Source organism: Streptomyces bugieae, from assembly GCF_036352915.1.
Lineage (GTDB): Bacteria > Actinomycetota > Actinomycetes > Streptomycetales > Streptomycetaceae > Streptomyces > Streptomyces endophytica.
In genome coordinates, this window is record NZ_JAZBJP010000024.1 from 17,692 (window position 1) to 34,930 (window position 17,239).

Annotated in this window: 18 protein-coding genes, 1 tRNA gene and 1 riboswitch; of the genes, 7 read left to right on the plus strand and 12 right to left on the minus strand. The window is 71.8% G+C overall.

Annotation, left to right across the window (positions count from 1 at the left end):
* Window positions 1–213 precede the first annotated feature (213 nt).
* Window positions 214–1,524, plus strand: coding sequence for an SGNH/GDSL hydrolase family protein (locus V2J85_RS28315; RefSeq protein WP_330823127.1), 1,311 nt, complete (start codon window positions 214–216; stop codon window positions 1,522–1,524).
* Window positions 1,525–1,596: 72 nt separating this feature from the next.
* On the opposite strand, the gene V2J85_RS28320 is transcribed toward V2J85_RS28315, so the two are convergent.
* The 4 genes from V2J85_RS28320 to V2J85_RS28335 all read right to left on the minus strand — a co-directional run bounded on the left by V2J85_RS28320 (window position 1,597) and on the right by V2J85_RS28335 (window position 5,126).
* The gene (locus V2J85_RS28320; protein WP_261951228.1) at window positions 1,597–2,319 is read right to left on the minus strand and encodes a DUF1707 SHOCT-like domain-containing protein; all 723 of its coding nucleotides are present in this window, start codon (window positions 2,317–2,319) and stop codon (window positions 1,597–1,599) included.
* Window positions 2,320–2,387: 68 nt separating this feature from the next.
* Window positions 2,388–3,422, minus strand: coding sequence for an ABC transporter ATP-binding protein (locus V2J85_RS28325; protein WP_261951227.1), 1,035 nt, complete (start codon window positions 3,420–3,422; stop codon window positions 2,388–2,390).
* 56 nt (window positions 3,423–3,478) lie between these two features.
* Window positions 3,479–4,243 carry an ABC transporter permease gene (locus tag V2J85_RS28330; protein WP_330823150.1) on the minus strand — a complete coding sequence of 255 codons (765 nt, stop codon included), beginning with the start codon at window positions 4,241–4,243 and terminating at the stop codon, window positions 3,479–3,481.
* Window positions 4,244–4,328: 85 nt separating this feature from the next.
* Window positions 4,329–5,126: an ABC transporter permease gene (locus V2J85_RS28335; protein ID WP_261951226.1), complete on the minus strand. Its 798-nt coding sequence runs from the start codon at window positions 5,124–5,126 to the stop codon at window positions 4,329–4,331.
* Window positions 5,127–5,418: 292 nt separating this feature from the next.
* Between V2J85_RS28335 and V2J85_RS28340 the strand changes: the two genes are divergently transcribed.
* Complete coding sequence (locus V2J85_RS28340; protein ID WP_261951225.1) at window positions 5,419–7,620, plus strand: transglycosylase domain-containing protein; 2,202 nt, start codon at window positions 5,419–5,421, stop codon at window positions 7,618–7,620.
* 36 nt (window positions 7,621–7,656) lie between these two features.
* Here V2J85_RS28340 and V2J85_RS28345 read toward each other — a convergent pair whose 3' ends face one another.
* The 3 genes from V2J85_RS28345 to V2J85_RS28355 form a co-directional block, all read right to left on the minus strand.
* Window positions 7,657–7,977 carry a DMT family transporter gene (locus tag V2J85_RS28345; protein ID WP_261951224.1) on the minus strand — a complete coding sequence of 107 codons (321 nt, stop codon included), beginning with the start codon at window positions 7,975–7,977 and terminating at the stop codon, window positions 7,657–7,659.
* A 33-nt stretch (window positions 7,978–8,010) separates the two neighbouring features.
* A riboswitch (guanidine-III (ykkC-III) riboswitch) is annotated at window positions 8,011–8,078 on the minus strand.
* Window positions 8,079–8,150: 72 nt separating this feature from the next.
* Window positions 8,151–8,453 (minus strand): GroES family chaperonin, encoded by a 303-nt coding sequence (locus V2J85_RS28350; protein ID WP_051798423.1) that lies wholly within the window; start codon window positions 8,451–8,453, stop codon window positions 8,151–8,153.
* Window positions 8,454–8,620: 167 nt separating this feature from the next.
* On the minus strand, window positions 8,621–8,938 hold the full coding sequence (locus V2J85_RS28355; protein ID WP_030805917.1) for a DUF3618 domain-containing protein: 318 nt from the start codon (window positions 8,936–8,938) through the stop codon (window positions 8,621–8,623).
* A 181-nt stretch (window positions 8,939–9,119) separates the two neighbouring features.
* Between V2J85_RS28355 and bcp the strand changes: the two genes are divergently transcribed.
* Window positions 9,120–9,587, plus strand: coding sequence for a thioredoxin-dependent thiol peroxidase (bcp, locus tag V2J85_RS28360; RefSeq protein ID WP_261951223.1), 468 nt, complete (start codon window positions 9,120–9,122; stop codon window positions 9,585–9,587).
* A 4-nt stretch (window positions 9,588–9,591) separates the two neighbouring features.
* Here the strand turns inward: bcp and V2J85_RS28365 are convergent, their stop codons facing one another.
* Window positions 9,592–10,827, minus strand: coding sequence for a sensor histidine kinase (locus V2J85_RS28365; RefSeq protein WP_261951222.1), 1,236 nt, complete (start codon window positions 10,825–10,827; stop codon window positions 9,592–9,594).
* Between the two features lie 38 nt (window positions 10,828–10,865).
* The gene (locus V2J85_RS28370) at window positions 10,866–11,372 is read right to left on the minus strand and encodes a hypothetical protein (protein ID WP_261951221.1); all 507 of its coding nucleotides are present in this window, start codon (window positions 11,370–11,372) and stop codon (window positions 10,866–10,868) included.
* Window positions 11,373–11,707: 335 nt separating this feature from the next.
* On the opposite strand from V2J85_RS28370, the gene V2J85_RS28375 reads away from it, so the two are divergent.
* The 4 genes from V2J85_RS28375 to V2J85_RS28390 all read left to right on the plus strand — a co-directional run bounded on the left by V2J85_RS28375 (window position 11,708) and on the right by V2J85_RS28390 (window position 14,933).
* The gene (locus tag V2J85_RS28375; RefSeq protein ID WP_330823128.1) at window positions 11,708–13,246 is read left to right on the plus strand and encodes an MFS transporter; all 1,539 of its coding nucleotides are present in this window, start codon (window positions 11,708–11,710) and stop codon (window positions 13,244–13,246) included.
* A gap of 110 nt (window positions 13,247–13,356) precedes the next feature.
* Window positions 13,357–13,983, plus strand: a complete 627-nt coding sequence (locus V2J85_RS28380; protein WP_261951219.1) for an HNH endonuclease signature motif containing protein — start codon at window positions 13,357–13,359, stop codon at window positions 13,981–13,983.
* Window positions 13,980–14,846 (plus strand): HNH endonuclease signature motif containing protein, encoded by an 867-nt coding sequence (locus V2J85_RS28385; RefSeq protein WP_261951218.1) that lies wholly within the window; start codon window positions 13,980–13,982, stop codon window positions 14,844–14,846. Before V2J85_RS28380 ends, V2J85_RS28385 begins: the two co-directional genes overlap by 4 nt.
* Before the next feature lie 12 nt (window positions 14,847–14,858).
* Window positions 14,859–14,933: transfer RNA gene (locus V2J85_RS28390), tRNA-Leu, on the plus strand.
* Between the two features lie 48 nt (window positions 14,934–14,981).
* Here the strand turns inward: V2J85_RS28390 and rdgB are convergent.
* The 3 genes from rdgB to rph form a co-directional block, all read right to left on the minus strand.
* Entirely contained in the window at window positions 14,982–15,617 is a 636-nt protein-coding gene (gene rdgB, locus V2J85_RS28395) for an RdgB/HAM1 family non-canonical purine NTP pyrophosphatase (RefSeq protein WP_330823129.1), read from the minus strand.
* A 78-nt stretch (window positions 15,618–15,695) separates the two neighbouring features.
* A complete protein-coding gene (locus V2J85_RS28400) occupies window positions 15,696–16,097 on the minus strand; it encodes a hypothetical protein (RefSeq protein WP_261951216.1) in 402 nt (133 codons plus the stop codon).
* A 293-nt stretch (window positions 16,098–16,390) separates the two neighbouring features.
* Window positions 16,391–17,122, minus strand: coding sequence for a ribonuclease PH (gene rph, locus V2J85_RS28405; protein ID WP_330823130.1), 732 nt, complete (start codon window positions 17,120–17,122; stop codon window positions 16,391–16,393).
* Between the last annotated feature and the right edge of the window lie 117 nt (window positions 17,123–17,239).

Below are 17,239 nucleotides of genomic sequence, written 5' to 3' on the forward strand. Positions count from 1 at the left end.
GTCCGGCCGTATGTCCCACTGTGACCTACTCCCGGAGCCAACCACGAGTTCCCGGCACCCGCCGGGGGCGGCACCGAGCGGGGCGCCGGGCGGCTCCCAGGAGGTCCGTGGGATCATGGGGGACCGACCGGACGCCAACGGTGCCGCTGCCCACCCGCTGCCCTTGCCCGCCCGGAGCCTGGAGCTCCGCTTTCCCCAGGAGACCCCTCCCGCATGAAGAAAAGTGTGGGTTACGCCCTGCTCGCCGGCCTGGCGGCAGTGGTGGTGCTGATCTCGACCGCGATATTCGCCGGCTTCGGCGGTGAGGACGGCGGGCCGGGCAGCTCCCCGCACAAACCGCGCGATCCCGCCGCACCGGCGGTTTCCGGGCAGTGGGTCGGCACCTGGTCGGCGGCCGCGGCGGCGGCCGAGCCCGGCACGCTGGACGGCTACGCGGGGATGTCGATACGCAACGTCGTGCACACCAGCGTCGGCGGCTCCGGCGTCCGCATCCAGCTCTCCAACCTCTACGGCACCCGGCCGCTGGTGGTCAGCCACGCCTCGGTGGCCCTGGCCGCGGCCCCCAGTGACCCGACCGCCGCGGACGGCACGATGCGCCGGCTGTCCTTCGGCGGCAAACCCGCGGTGACCATCCCCGCGGGCGGCGCGGTCACCAGCGACCCGACCCGGCTGAAGGTCCCCGGCGACGCGGACCTCCTGGTCACCACGTACTCCCCCTCCCCGTCCGGCCCGGCCACCTACCACCCGTACGCCCGCCAGACCTCCTACCTGGCGCGCGGCGACCGCGCCGAGGACGGCACCGGCGCCGCCTACACCGAGCAGAGCCCCTACTGGCGCTATCTGACCGGGGTCGACGTGTGGAGCACCGAGGCGCAGGGCTCGGTGGTCGCCATCGGCGACTCGATCACCGACGGCATCACCTCCACGGCCGGCGCCAACCACCGCTGGACGGACTTCCTGGCCGCCCGGCTGCGCAACGAGCCCGGCGCACCCCGCTACGGCGTCCTCAACCAGGGCATCAGCGGCAACCGCCTGCTGGTCAACGGCAGCCGCTTCTCACCGAACAACGGCCCCAGCGTGCTGTCCCGCCTCGACCGCGACGCGCTCTCCCGCACCGGTGTGAAGGCGGTGATCGTCGAGATCGGCCTGAACGACCTGTTCAAGTCCCCGCGCCAGCTCGACCCGCAGAAGATCGTCGCCGGCATGCGGCAGATCGTCCGGGACGCGCACGCCCGCGGCCTGCGCGTCACCGGCTCCACCCTTACGCCGTTCGGCGGACACCGCGGTTACTCCGCCCAGCTGAACTCGGTCCGCGAACGGGTCAACCGCATCATCCGCTCCGGCACCGTCTACGACCAGGTCGTCGACTTCGACAAGGCCCTCCGCGACCCCGCCGCCCCGGTCCGCCTCCGCCCCGTCTACGACTCCGGCGACCACCTCCACCCGAGCGACGAGGGCTACCGCGCCATGGCCCACACGGTCGACCTCGACCTCCTCAGGCAGTCCGCCCCGGCGTCGCTGTAACACCTGTCCCGGCACGATGCGCCGTCCGGGTGGTCACCTCCCCGCCGGGCGGGCCCTGAAAGGCCGCCGGGGTCAGCCGAGTTCCTTGCGGCGGGCGCGGTCCTCGGACTTCAGGCGGCGGCGTTCCTCCTTCAGGCGGCGCTTTTCGGAGGCGGGCAGTTTGCGCTCGACGCCGACGCCGCCCATCAGCGCCAGGCCCCGGACGATCACCCGCGGGGCGCCGGGGTCGCCGGGGACGCCGTCCTCGTGGGAGTCGAAGCCGCCCATGATGCCCAGCCCGCGTACGTCGACCTCGACGCCCGGCGGCACGACGACGTTCACGCCGCCCATGAACGCCCAGCAGTCGATCACGACCTCCGACGCGGCGAAGTCGGCCTCGCGCAGGTCGATCTCCCCGCCGCCCATGCAGCAGACCGCGGTGAAGCGGCGGCCGATCGTCCAGCGGCCCTTGCGCTGGAAGCCGCCCAGGACCGCCAGGCCCTTCGTCGAGCCGCGGGCGTCGCTGACGATCCGGCCGGCCCAGGAGCCCACCGCGGCGGTGTCCTTGCGCAGCGACACGGGGGCCGACGGTGCGGGGGCGGGTGCCGTCGCGGCCGGCAGGTCGGCGGTGAGCGGCGCCAACTCCCCGTACGTACGGGCCAGATAGGCGGCTTCCAGCCGTTCGTCGAACTCCGCCATCTCCAGCCGCCCCTCCGCGAGGGCGTCCCGCAGGATCTCGGCGACCCGGTCACGGTCGGCGTCGGAGGCACGCAACTCGGCGGCGGAGGCCCGCGGCGCCGGGAGGTCGTCAGTCATACGGACAGGGTAAGTGGCGGTGGCGGGCGGCGGGCCGATGCGTAGCCCTCCCGTCCCGCCTCGCCTCCTCAAGCCGGGGCGCCCTGGCCGTCCGGCGTGCGGCGGCCGGGCTCGGTGCCGGTCGCGCCGCGGGCGTACAGCTCCGCGATCAGCGACTCGACGTCCGGTTCGCGCAAGGACAGGTCCACCAGCGGATAGCGCTCGGCGACCGCGGTGACCAGCGGCGCGGCGCTCTGCGCCGCCGGGAACACCAGCCACTGCCGGGGGCCCTCCACCCGGACCGTACGGGCGCCGGGAACGCCGTCGATGGGCGGCAGTTCGCGTTCCAGGTCGACCACGAGGGTGCGTTCGCCGTCGGCCGCCGCGCGCAGCCCGTCCAGCGCGCCGTCGTAGACCAGCCGGCCGTGGTCGATGACCATCACCCGACGGCACAGCTGCTCGATGTCGGTCAGGTCGTGGGTGGTGAGCAGGACCGTGGTGCCCCGCTCGGCGTTCACCTCGCGGACGAACTCCCGCACCTTCGCCTTGCTGATGACGTCGAGCCCGATGGTCGGCTCGTCGAGGTAGAGCACCTCCGGGTCGTGCAGCAGGGCCGCCGCGATGTCGCCGCGCATCCGCTGCCCGAGGGAGAGCTGCCGCACGGGTACGGCCAGCAGCGGGGCCAGGTCGAGCAGTTCGACGCAGCGCGCCAGGTTGGCGCGGTAGACGGCGTCGGGGATGCGGTACATCCGGCGCACCAGCTCGTAGGAGTCCGCGAGCGGCAGGTCCCACCACAGGGTGGTGCGCTGGCCGAAGACCACCCCGATCCGGCGGGCGAGCCGGGTCCGCTCGCGGGCGGGGTCGATCCCGGCGATCCGCAGCCGGCCGCCGCTGGGCACCAGGATGCCGGTCAGCATCTTGATGGTGGTGGACTTGCCGGCGCCGTTCGGGCCGATGTAGCCGACCATCTCACCGCGCGGCACCTGGAAGGTGATGCCGTCGACGGCCCGCACCTCCTCGCGCACCCGGCGCAGCCGGCCCGCCTTGCGCCGTACCGTGAAGACCTTCTCGAGGCCGCGGACGTCGATCAGCGGCTCCGGGTCGGTGCCGGCGGGGTCCGTCATCCTGCGCTTCCTTTCGGGGAGTTGGACGTCGTAGGGGAACGTGGACCGACGGGCCGTCAGCTGCCGGTGCTGCGGTAGCCGCGCAGGCCGTACCGCCAGGCCAGCGCCGCGCCCGCGCACATCAGGGCGGCCACGGCGGGGCCGAGGAAGTCCACCCAGCCGGGCAGGCCGAGCGGGTCGGGGCGGCCCAGCAGGCGCAGGGCGGGCAGCCAGTTGACGAAGGCCAGCGGGACGACGAAGGTGACGCCGCGCACCAGGTCCTTGGCGAACACTTTCGGCGGGTACTGCAGCAGCGCGTTGCCGCCGTAGGTGAAGGAGTTCTGCACCTCGGCGGCGTCCTGCGCCCAGAACTGGAAGGCGGCACCGGTGGTGAAGACCGCCCCGAAGATCGCCGTACCGCAGACCGCCATCAGCACCACCAGCAGCACCCGCCCCACCGTCCAGTCCACCTCCAGCCGGGTCACCGACCAGCCGAGCACCAGCAGCGCCTGGGAGATCCGGCCGAGCCGGCGCAGCGCGAACCGGTCGGCGGCGACCTGCGCGAACACCGGGGCCGGGCGCAACAGCAGGACGTCGAGGGTGCCGTCGCGCACCCGCCGGCCCAGCCGGTCCATGCTGCCCAGCAGCAGGTCGGCGAGGCCCAGCGACAGCCCGGACGTGCCGTACAGGAAGGCCACTTCGGGCAACGAGAAGCCGCCCAGCGCGTCGATCCGCGAGAACATCAGCAGGATCGCGACGAAGTCCAGTGCGCAGGCGGCGAAGTTGCCGACCGCCATCATCACGAACGAGGCCCGGTAGGCGAGCGTCGAGCGCACCCACATCCGCACGATCAGCCCGTACGCGTACAGCCCCTGGGCCGCGGCCGCCCGCCACCCGTCCCGGCCCGCCGCGGGCCGCCCGCCGTCGTCAGCCACCGTGCACCACCACCCGGCGGGTCGCCGCGGACTGCACCAGCCGCCCCAGCGCCAGCAGCGCCGCCCCCCACGCCGCCTGGAACACCAGCCCGCGCAGCAGCGCGCCGCCGCTGCGCGCGCCGATCAGCACATCGGCCGGCACCTGGAGGATCGCCGCCCACGGCAGCAACTGGACCACCTCCCCGAAGCCGCCGGGGAAGACCCGCAGCGGCAGCAGCATCCCGGAGAAGAACATGCAGGCCAGCCCGCTGATCAGGGACAGCCCCGAGCCGTCCAGCAGCCAGAACGACGCCAGCGCCACCAGATAGCGCAGCCCGAAGCTGACCACGATGCCCAGCAGCACCGACAGCAGGAACCAGCCCCAGGTCAGCGCGTCCCCGGGCAGCGCCAGCGGGAAGACCAGCGCGCCCACCGCCATCGGCACCACCCCGCGGCCGATCAGCTGCATCCCGGCCCGGCCCAGGTCCGCGGCCAGCCACCACAGCTGCAGGTCCGCCGGCCGGTACAGGTCCACCGCGACGTCACCGGTCCGGATCCGCTCCTGCAGCTCCTCCAGGCCGCCGCCGCCCATCAGCGCCGCCGCCGCCAGCAGCGCCTGCGCGACCCACACGAAGGTCAGCGCCTGCGCCTGGCCGTAGCCGCCCAGATGCGGCCGCTCGGCCCACAGCGCGACGAAGGTGTACGCCACGATGAAGCCGAAGACGGTGTTGGTGAACACCCCGGCCGCCGTCGCGACCCGATAGGTGGCGTACCGCCGGAAGCTGCCGGCCGCCACCGCCACGCACCACACGCACGCTCACCCGGCCCGTTCTCGTTCCCGTTCGGACGGCAAAGCACCGGAGCCTAAGTCGTGGGCACGGCGGGCACCATCGAATTACCACCCGTCCGGGTGAGCCATGGGCGCCATTCGGCCGGTCCGGTGGCGGGAACAGGTGCGCGCCAACCCCGCTGAACGGGACACATGATGCGAAAGTTTCCCCACGGGCAACAGGTGCTTTTCCGGCGTACGGTGCACATCCCCCGACACGAGAGCGTTCCGCCGCGGTACAACCCTCGGCGGTGGCCGAGGAGTCCATACCGACATGAGCGGACATCGCACAGTCTGGCGGCGGGCGCTGCCCAGCTGGCGCACGGTGCTCGGCACCGTGCTGGGCTTCCTGCTGCTCCTCATCGGCGCACTGATCGCCGGCTACCTGCTCGTCGACATCCCGCCCGCCAACAGCGCCGCCAAGGCCCAGAGCAACGTCTACCTCTACTCCGACGGCTCCGAACTGGCCCGCGACGGTGACGTCAACCGGCAGAACGTGACGCTCGGCCAGGTGCCCAGGTCCGTCCAGCAGGCCGTGCTCGCCGCCGAGGACCGCGACTTCTACTCCGAGTCCGCCGTCGACCCGGCCGCCATGCTGCGGGCCGCCTGGAACACCCTCACCGGCAAGGGCAAGCAGTCCGGCTCCACCATCACCCAGCAGTACGTCAAGAACTACTACCTCGGCCAGGAACAGACCCTCACCCGCAAGGCCAAGGAGTTCTTCATCGCCGTCAAACTGGACCGCCGGGTCAGCAAGGACAACATCCTCCAGGGCTACCTCAACTCCAGCTACTACGGCCGCAACGCCTACGGCATCCAGGCCGCCGCCCAGGCCTACTACGGCGTCGACTCGGCGAAGCTCACCACCGCCCAGGGCGCCTACCTCGCGGCGCTCCTCAACGCCCCCAGCGTCTACGACGTCACCGCCCACCCCGCCAACACCCCGCGCGCACTGGCCCGCTGGAACTACGTCCTGGACGGCATGGTCAAGCTGAAGTGGCTCGGCCCCGGCGAACGCGCCGCGATGCGCTTCCCGGTGCCCCGGCCCGCCCGCACCTCGCCCGGACTGACCGGCCAGCGCGGCTACCTCGTCGAAGCGGTCAAGGACTACCTCACCGACCACCACATCCTCGACGAGGACACCCTGCGCGCCGGCGGCTACCGCATCACCACCACCCTCAACAGACGGCGCCAGAACGCCTTCGTGCGCGCCGTCGACACCCGCTTGATGGACCGGCTCGACGACTCCCGCACCACCGACGGCTACGTCCGCGCCGGCGGCGCCTCCATCGACGTCCGCACCGGCCGGGTCGTCGCCCTCTACGGCGGCATCGACTACGCCAGGCAGTACGTCAACAGCGCCACCCGCCGCGACTACCAGGTCGGCTCCACCTTCAAGCCGCTCGTCTTCGCCTCCGCCGTGCAGCACCACGCCACCACCCAGGACGGCGACCCCATCACCCCGAACACCGTCTACGACGGCGACAACAAGCGGATGACCGTCAGCAACGGCCACGCCACCGGATTCGCGCCCGCCAACGAGGACGACCGCTCCTACGGGCCGATCACCGTCACCGAGGCCACCGACAAGTCCGTCAACGCCGTCTACGCCCAGATGGGCATCGACGTCGGCCCGGACAAGGTCAAGGACACCGCCGTCGACCTGGGCATCCCCGCCGACGCCCCCGGCCTCGCCGCCTCCCGCGGCGCGATCGCCCTGGGCACCGCCACCCCCAGCGTCCTGGACATGACCCAGGCGTACACCACCCTCGCCCGGCACGGCGAACGCCGCCCGTACACCCTCATCGGCAAGATCACCAAGGGCGAGGAGGAGATCGAGCTGCCCGACCGCGAGACAACCACCGCGATCCCGCGCGAGGCCGCCGACACCACCACCTCCATCCTGCGCAGCGTCGTCGACGGCGGCACCGGCACCGCCGCCCAGGCCGCCGGGCGCCCCGCCGCCGGCAAGACCGGCACCGCCGAGCAGGACAAGGCGGCCTGGTTCGCCGGCTACACCCCCGACCTGGCCACCGTCGTCGCCGTCCTCGGCCAGCACCCGGAGACCGCCGCACAGGAGCCGCTGTACGGCGCCGCCGGCCTGGACCGGGTCAACGGCGGCGACTTCCCCGCCCAGATCTGGGCCGACTACACCGCGGCCGCCCTGCGCGGCCGCCCGGTCCACGACTTCGACCTGCAGCTCGCGGACGGCGCCGAACCCTCACCGTCGGTGGAACCCTCCGACAGCGAGTCGCCGTCCCCCAGCGACTCCGCCCCGCCCTCCCCCGGGCCGTCCGACTCCCCGACCCGGCCCACCCCGACCACCGGCCCGCCCACCCCGCCGACCACCCGGCCGCCCTCCCCCACCTTCCCGACCCCGACCCCGCCGACCACCCAGCCCACGGAGGAGTTCCCCACCGCGGGCCCGGACGGCGACGCACTGAGCCGGCGGCTGCGCGCCCGATGGGGCATGTGACGCACGTCGGGCACCGGAGAAGGGGGCAGGGTCAGGTCAGTGGCCGGACGTCGCCTTCAGACCGACCACGGCCACCAGCAGCAGACAGATGAAGAAGATCCGGGCCGCCGTGGCGGGCTCACCGAGCACCGCCATCCCGACCACCGCGGCACCGGCCGCCCCGATGCCGACCCACACGCCGTAGGCCGTACCGATCGGCAGGGTCCGGGCCGCGTACGACAGCAGCATCATGCTGACGACGATGCCCGCACCGGTGAACACGCTCGGCCACAGCCGGGTGAACCCCTCGGTGAACTTCATCCCGATCGACCAGCCGACCTCCAGCAGACCGGCGACCACGAGCAGGACCCACGCCATGACGGCACCTCCGTGAACCTCAGCTTCAACAGGGGTGCGTCGTCTTGTCCTGACCCGGTACGGCGCGTCTCGTCGGGTCCTTCGAGGCTAGCAAAACGGGCAGGTCCGGACAGCGGAACGGGCGGTGACCCCGGTCACCGCCCGCACTCGTCCTGCGTACCCACCGCCACCGGCTACAGGTACAGCCCCGTCGCGTCGTCCGCGCCCTCCAGCCGCTCCGCGGCCACCGCGTGCAGATCCCGCTCGCGCATCAGCACGTACGCCACACCGCGCACCTCGACCTCGGCCCGGTCCTCCGGGTCGTACAGCACCCGGTCGCCCACCTCGACGGTCCGCACGTTCTGCCCCACGGCGACGACCTCGGCCCAGGCCAGGCGCCGGCCGACGGCCGCGGTCGCGGGAATGACGATGCCCCCCGACGAGCGGCGCTCGCCCTCGGGAATGTCCGTCCGGACCAGCACACGGTCGTGCAGCATCCGGATCGGCAGCTTGTCGTGGGTGTCCTTGGTGTTATTCGGGCTCACGCCATGACCGTACCTGGCCCGGCGCCCCGATCACGCACCGCAGCCCGCGTCGGCCCGGCCACCGACCTCCGCGCGGCGGCTCCACCGCGCCCCTCGGTCGCGCCGACCGGCCCCGCCGCTCAGTCGCGCCGCCTGGCCCGCAGCGTCAGCAGCCCCACCACGGCCACCCCGATCAACGCCACCGGAACGATCCGCTCCAGCCGCGGCGCCCCGTCCTCCGACACCAACTGCCCCCGCACGTCCGCGAGCGCACGGTGGGTGACCACATACGCCCGGCCCGCCGTACGGTCCACCGCCGACATCGCCTTCGCCTTCGCCTCACCCATGATCGTCTTCGGGTGCAGCCGCACACCGATCTCGTCGAGCGTGACGGCGAGCTCCTGCCGCCTGCGGACGATGTCCGCCTCGATCTGCGCCGGGGTCCTGGCCTCCGCCACCGCGCTGCCTCCGTCGTCTCGCGCCATTCGATGATGGACAGTCTGTCAGCTCACACCCGCGTGCGCCCCACAGCACCCCCGTTTCGCGCGCCCTGCACGCCCCACACGCCCCGGCTGTCGGTGCCGGTGGCTAATGTCGAAGGCGTACCGATCCCGCTGACACCGCCGTACGAGGAGAGCCATGAGCGAGCGACTGCAGCCCGGCGACACCGCCCCCGCCTTCACCCTGCCCGACGCGGACGGCAAGCAGGTCTCGCTCGCCGACCACAAGGGCCGCAAGGTCATCGTCTACTTCTACCCCGCCGCCCTCACCCCCGGCTGCACCAAGCAGGCCTGCGACTTCACCGACAACCTCGACTTCCTCACCGGCCACGGCTACGACGTCATCGGCATCTCCCCCGACAAGCCGGAGAAGCTCGCCAAGTTCCGCGAGAAGGAAGACCTCAAGGTCACCCTCCTCGGCGACCCCGACAAGACCGTCCTGGAGAGCTACGGCGCCTTCGGCGAGAAGAAGCTCTACGGCAAGACCGTCACCGGCGTCATCCGCTCCACCGTCATCCTCGACGAGGACGGCAAGGTCGAACGCGCCCTCTACAACGTCAAGGCCACCGGCCACGTCGCCAAGATCATCAAGGACCTCGGGCTGTAACCCCTCACAGGCCAGGGGCCGGCACCGCCAGCCCCACCGCCGCCCGGTCCGGCAACTCCAGCACGGCCTCGGCGCCGCCCTCCGCGGCGGCGCCGAAGTCCAGCCGCGCCCCCAGCACCTCCGCCTGCCCCGCCGCGATCGTCAACCCCAGACCGTGCCCGGTCCCCCGCTCCGGCGCCGCCGTACGGAACCGCCGCGGCCCCTCCGCACACAACTCCGCCGGATAACCCGGCCCGTGATCCCGCACCACGATCCGCGACCCGGCCACCACCACCTCGATCGGCGGCTTCCCGTGCTTGGCCGCGTTCGCCAGCAGATTCACCAGCACCCGCTCCACCCGCCGCCGATCCGTCTCCACGATCCGCGGCTCCCCCTCCACGGACACCGACACCTCGTCCACCCCACGCTGCCGCGCCGCCCGCTTCACGATCCCCCGCACCAACGACGGCAGCTCACAAGCGTCAAGATCCGCCCGCTCCACCCCCGCGTCCAGCCGCGACACCTCCAAAAGATCCTCCACCAGCCGCCGCATCGCCTGCGCCCGGTCCCGGACCATCTCCACCGCCCGCGGCTGCGGCAACAACTCCGCCGCCGCCACCAGACCCGCCACCGGCGTCCGCAACTCGTGCGCCACATCCGCCGTGAACTCCCGCTCGGCCTCCACCCGCGCCGCCAACGACGTCGCCATGTGATGCACACTCCGGCCCAGCTCCGCCACCTCGTCCCGGCCGTTGCTCGCCAGCGCATCCGCATCCGGCGGCTCCCCCGCCGCGATCCGCCGCGCCGCCGCCGCACTGAGCCGCAACCGCCGCGACAACCGCTGCGCCACGAACCACGACACCACCGCCATCAACGCGACCGTGCCACACCCCGCGATCAACAACGCCCGGTCCAACGCCACCTGCGCCGGATCGTCATCCGGATACGCCGCCGACACCGACAACGACCGCGCCGGCCGGCCCCCCGCACCGTCACCGACCCCGGTCGCCGCCCACACCCGCGGATCCTCACCACCGCTGACGTACGTCCCCGAACGGTTCTTGAACACCGCATCCCGCAACGGCCCCGGCAACGTCGCGTCATCCAGCTGCGCACCCAGCGCCAGCGTCCCGTCCCGCTCATAGATCTGCAGCGCCGAACTCAGCCGGTCGTCCTGATACGACCGCGCCGAACGCTCCCGCTCCGCATCCGCTATGTGGTGCACGGCGAACCCGAGCACCACCACAGCCAGCGCCGTCATACACGAAATGGCCAGAGCGATCCGGCCTCGAATCCCCATCACGCGAGGTTGTACATCTCCGTCGTGTCCCCGAGCGGCGTCGACCCCTCGTACGTCACCTCAAGACCCGTGAACGCCAACCCGCCGTCCACCGGCTTCGGGTTGTACAGCCGGAACGTCGCCGGAAAACCCGAATCCGTCCCCACACCGGCGGCGGTCTTCTCCACCTGCACCACACCCACCCCGAGCGCATCCCGCGCCCCGTACTTCTTCCACGTGATCGCGGTCGCCACCATCCCCGCGTCCGCACACGTCAACGTGATCACCTGCGGCTTCACCTCGGGCTCCCCGATACCGCAGTCCCGCACCCCCGGCAGACCCCCCGACTGCTTGGCGTCCTCCTTGACGTCCTGCACCGCCGCCGTCTTCGGCGCCGCGTCCACCGCCGACGCCCGGTCCGACACCTGGCTGAACCACACCCCGCCCGCCGCCAGCGCCGTCACCACGACAAAGGCCACCAGCGCGGTACGCCCCCGCACCCAGCGGGACCCTTCGCGGTCCGTCATCACGATCTCCTCCCGGGGACCACACCCCGTACCCCACCAGCAAACACGACTGCCACGCCCGACGCCGCCACTCTCCCGCCCCCGCCACACAGGCTGATTGCCCGAATACTGCGGTCACCGCGCGGCTGTGTACCAGTCCTGTAACAAGCCCTGCCGCACCCCTGGCGCACCCCCGATGATCCGCCCCACCCCACCCCGGACGGCCCACCCACACGTGACGTACGTCGCTTCATACCGCCAGAGTGGTTTGATCCGCGCTCCACTGCGCAGGCGCACCTGTCGTATCCGTCGCACCCGCCGCGCCCCGCGCGCCGACCGACCGAGAGGACCGCCTCGTGCCGACCGGTAGCACAGAAGCCGAACGCGCTCCCGACCAGGACCGGGAAGCGCTCAAGCGCCACCGGTGGCTCTTCCGTGCCGTCGCCCGGCGAAGAAATCCCCGGCTCCGGCGCACCGACATCACCGTCACCGACGAGCGCGTCGTCAAGCGCGCGGTGAAGGCCGCCGCCCTCGGCAACGCCATGGAGTGGTTCGACTTCGGGATCTACAGCTACCTCGCGGTCACCATCGGCAAGGTCTTCTTCCCCGGCGGCAGCGACACCACCAGCCTGCTGTCGTCCTTCGCCACCTTCGCCGTCGCCTTCCTCGTACGGCCCCTCGGCGGCGCCTACTTCGGCCCGCTCGGCGACCGCATCGGCCGCAAGAAGGTCCTCGCCCTCACCATGATCATGATGGCCCTGGGCACCTTCTGCATCGGCCTGATCCCGTCCTACGACACCATCGGCTTCTGGTCCCCGACCCTGCTCATCCTCTTCCGCCTCATCCAGGGCTTCTCCACCGGCGGCGAATACGGCGGCGCCTCGACCTTCATCGCCGAATACGCCCCCGACAAGAAGCGCGGCTTCTTCGGCAGCTTCCTCGAACTCGGCACCCTCATCGGCTACACCGGCGCCGCCGGCATCGTCCTGCTCCTCACCACCCTGCTGGGCGACGACGCGATGAACTCCTGGGCCTGGCGCCTGCCCTTCCTCATCGCCGGCCCGCTCGGCCTGGTCGGCCTCTACCTGCGGGTCAGGCTCGACGAAACCCCCGCCTTCCAGAAATTCGAGGCGTCCCACACCCACAGCGCCACCGGCTCCGTCGTCGAGGCCGAAGGGGAGTTCTCCCACCTCTCCGAAAACGCCCCGAAGAAGAAGCTGGGCGAAATCTTCGCCCAGCAGTGGCCCACCCTCATCCTCTGCATCGCCCTGGTCGGCGCGTACAACATCACCGACTACATGCTGCTCTCCTACATGCCGACCTACCTGACGGACACCCTCCACTACGAGGAGTCCCACGGCCTGCTGATCCTGCTCGGCGCGATGATCGCCCTGATGTGCGTCATCTCCTCGGTCGGCAAACTCAACGACCGCTACGGCCGCAAGCCCCTCCTGATGGCCGGCATGCTCGGCTTCTTCCTCCTGGCCATCCCGGCCTTCCTGCTGGTCAAACAGGGCACGATCCTCACGGTCTGCCTCGGCATGGCCCTCCTCGGCCTCTGTCTGGTCTGCCTCCTGGGCACCATGTCCGCGGCCCTCCCCGCCCTGTTCCCCACCAACGTCCGCTACGGCTCCCTCTCCATCGGCTACAACCTCGCGGTCTCCCTCTTCGGCGGCACCACCCCGCTCGTCATCACCGCCCTGATGGACGCCTTCGGCAACAACGTGATGGTCCCCGCCTACTACACGATGGGCGCCGCCCTCGTCGGCGTCATCGCCGTCGCCTGCATGAAGGAAACCGCCCAGCAGCCCCTCGACGGCTCCCCGCCCTCGGTAGCCACCAAGGAAGAGGCCGTCGAACTCATCACCGCCCAAACCCAGGAACCCCGCTTCTGACCCGCCCCCGCCGTTCCTCCTCCTGACCCTGCGTAACCGCCCCGGCGTTCGATCGTTGTTCTGTTCGAGCGGGCGCCGGGGCGGTCCGGCGCGTGGGACGAGGGGGACGTATGCCGGTCAAGTACACCTACGAGCGGCTGGTGGCAGCGGCGCGCGCATCGACGTCGTACGACGATGCGGTGCGGTGGTTCGGCGGGACGCCGACGCCCGGCAGCAGACGGTATCTGCGCGCCAAGATGCTCGAAGCGGGTATCGACACCACCCACTTCACCTCCGGACGCGTACGCCACACCGAGGCCGCACTCCGCGAACTGGTGGCCCTCTCGCACAGCGTCGCCGAGGTCGTCCGCCGCCTCGGAATCAGCCCCGTCGGCGGCAACCAGGCACACATCGGCCGCCGCATCGCCGAACTGGGCGTGGACACCTCCCACTTCACCGCGACTCCGCGGCGGCGCGGTGAAGTCGCCACCCGCGACTGGCTGGTCCTCGGATCGCCGGCGGACGGCCGCGTCGGAGGCGAGCGGCTGCGCAGGGAGCTACTACGGCAGGGAGTTCCGGAGCGCTGCGCGGACTGTGGGACGGGCACGGAATGGAACGACCGGCCACTGCGCCTGGAGGTCGACCACATCAACGGCGAGTGGTGGGACAACCGGCCGCACAACGTGCGCTTGCTGTGCCCCAACTGCCATGCGGTAACGGACACCTATCGCGGCCGCAGGCGAAGGACCGCGGCATGAGTCGGCGCACCAGCTACCCGCACGACCTGCTGGCCCGTACGGCGGCTTCGTCCGTCAGCCTGGTCGACCTGCTGCGCAAGCTCGGCTCCCCCTTGGGCAGTGCTTCCCTGCGCTACGTTCGAAAGCGGCTCGACCACTACGGGATCAGCACCGCGCACTTCGTCGACGAGCCGCTCCCCCGCCGACCGCGCCGCGTCTACACCGCAGCGCTGCTGAGCGAAGCCGCCGCACACTCCCACAGCATCCGGGACATGCTGGAGTACCTGGGGGTACCGCCCTACGACAGCGCCTACACCCATCTGCACCGCAAGCTGGACCAGTTCGGCATCGACACCTCCCACTTCCGCCGACGGAAACGGGGCGCTCCACCGCTCCCCCGGAACGCCCTCGCATCGGCCGTGGCCTCCTCCCGGAGCATCGCCGGCGTGCTGCGTCAGCTCGGCCTGCCCGTCGGCAGCTCATCCCGCCGGGCCGTGCGGCGCGACATCGACGCGTACGGCCTGTCGACCGCGCACTTCACCGGCCAGGCGCACGGTCGGGGCGTCCCTTCCCCGCACCGGAGGCGGGCGGACGACATCCTCCGGCAACGCCCTTCCGGCTCCCGCCGGGAGAGAACGGTGCTGCTGCGTCGTGCTCTCGACGAGAAGCGCGTGCCGCGGCGCTGCGCCGCATGCGGGCTCGGGGACTGCTGGCAGGGCAAACGCCTCGTCCTGGAGATCGACCACGTCAACGGTGACCGGCTGGACAACCGCCTGGAGAACCTGCGTTATCTGTGTCCCTCCTGCCACAGCCAGACCCGGACCTTCTCCCGCCGGTCCTGCGGTCCGGCCATCCCCGGACGGCCGGGTGATCGAGCACAGTAGAGTAGGCGCCGCGGGCCCGTACCCCAGCTGGCCAGAGGGCGCCGGTTTAGGTCCGGTGTGTCGTGGGTTCGAGTCCCACCGGGCCCACAGCGGAAGGGCGCGGCACCCCATCGGTGCCGCGCCCTTCGCTGTTGCTCAGCCCAACAACTCCCGCACCACCGGAACCAGCGCCCGGAACGCCTTCCCCCGGTGGCTGATGGCGTTCTTCTCGTCGGAGGTGAGTTCGGCGCAGGTCCGGTCCTCGCCGAGGGGCTGGAGGATGGGGTCGTAGCCGAAGCCACCGGTGCCGGAGGGGGTGTGGCGGAGGGTGCCTTCGAGCGTGCCCTCGACGACGCGTTCGGTGCCGTCCGGGAGGGCGAGGGCCGCGGCGCAGGCGAAGTGGGCGGCGCGGTGTTCCTCGGCGATGTCGGCGAGTTGGGCGAGCAGGAGGTCGAGGTTGGCCTGGTCGTCGCCGTGCTTGCCGGACCAGCGGGCGGAGAGGATGCCCGGGGCGCCGCCGAGGACGTCGACGCAGAGGCCGGAGTCGTCGGCGACGGCCGGGTGGCCGGTGGCCCGGGCCAGGGCGTGCGCCTTGAGGAGGGCGTTCTCGGCGAACGTGACGCCGGTTTCCTTGACGTCCGGGACCTCGGGATAGGCGTCGGCGCCGACGAGTTCGACGTCGAGGCCGGCCGCGTCCAGGATGGCGTGGAGTTCGCGGATCTTGCCGGCGTTGCGGGTGGCGAGGATCAGGCGTCGGGGGGTCGCGGGGCGTCCGCCGGTTTCTGGCTGCATGGGCCGATTATCCCGGGCGTGGTACCGGGAGGTGCCCCGGGGCGGGGCACCACCGCCGTACGCCGGTCGGCCCGCCGGTCAGCCCGGGGTGCAGATCTTGGTCACCTGGCTCGTGCCGTCGACGATCGGCTGGATGTCGGGCGCCTTGTTGTTCTCGATGTCCTTGCGGGCGTTCTTGATGCCGGTGTTGGTCTTGTCGATGGCCTTGGACAGCTCGGGGTCGTTGGCCTCGCTGCTGAGCTTGCGCAGGTTGCTGTCGATGTTGTCGAGGGCCTGCTCGGTCTTCTTCGGGTCGGTGAGGGCGTTGTCCGCGGCCTGCTGGAGCTTGTCGACGGCGTTGACGACGGAGGTGGCGGTCTTGGCGCAGTCCACGGCCTTCTGAACGGCTCCGCAGGAGGAGAGGAGCGGGACGGTGAGGGTGACGGCGGCTAACGCGGCGAGGGCGACGGGGGCGGGGCGGCGGAGGGTGCGGGGGGCCATGGAGTGCGTTTCCTTCCTCGGCGGGGCATGAGCCGGGGCGGGCGCCCCGGGTCATGTGCAGGCAAAGGAGGAAACGCGGGGTGGGGGCTTTTTGGTTGCCCGGTGGCCCGGCGGCGGCGTGATCCGGCCGTCGGGCGGCGGGACGGGGGCGCGATCCGGCCACAGGTCGCCCCCACCCGCAGGACCCCGGCAGGGCCCCCGCCCATCCGGCAGGGCCCCCGCCCATCCGGCAGGGCCCCCGACCATCCGGCAGGGACCCCGCTCGCAGCACCTCTCGCGTCAGAGCGCCCGCGTCAGAGCGTCCGCTCCAGCGCCGTCCGCTGGATGGTGTCGAGTTCGGTGCAGCCGCCGACCGCGAGGTCGAGGAGGGCGTTGAGTTCGTCGCGGGCGAAGGGGGTGGCCTCGGCGGTGCCCTGGACCTCGACGAAGCGGCCGTCGCCGGTGCAGACGACGTTCATGTCGGTCTCGGCGCGGACGTCCTCCTCGTAGCAGAGGTCGAGGAGCGGGGTGCCGTCGACGATGCCGACGCTGACCGCGGAGACGGTGCCGGTGAGCGGCTTGCGGCCGTGCTTGATCAGCTTCTTGTGCTGGGCCCAGGTGATGGCGTCGGCCAGCGCGACGTAGGCGCCGGTGATCGCCGCGGTGCGGGTGCCGCCGTCGGCCTGGAGGACGTCGCAGTCGAGGACGATGGTGTTCTCGCCGAGGGCCTTGTAGTCGATGACGGCGCGCAGGGAGCGGCCGATGAGGCGGCTGATCTCGTGGGTGCGGCCGCCGATCTTGCCGCGGACGGATTCCCGGTCGCCGCGGGTGTTGGTGGAGCGGGGCAGCATCGAGTACTCGGCGGTGACCCAGCCCTCGCCGGTGCCCTTGCGCCAGCGGGGTACGCCTTCGGTGACGGAGGCGGTGCAGAAGACTTTGGTGTCGCCGAAGGCGATGAGGACGGAGCCTTCGGCGTGCTTGCTCCAGCCGCGTTCGATGGTGACGGGGCGGAGCTGTTCGGGGGTGCGGCCGTCGATGCGAGACATGGCGTAGACCCTATCGGGGAATGGTGAAGGCCCCGTTCCGGGCGGTGGGGCGTCCGGGGGCGGGGCCTTGCGGAGGGTGAGCGGGGCGCGGTCGGGGGCCGGCCCGGCGGGCTCAGG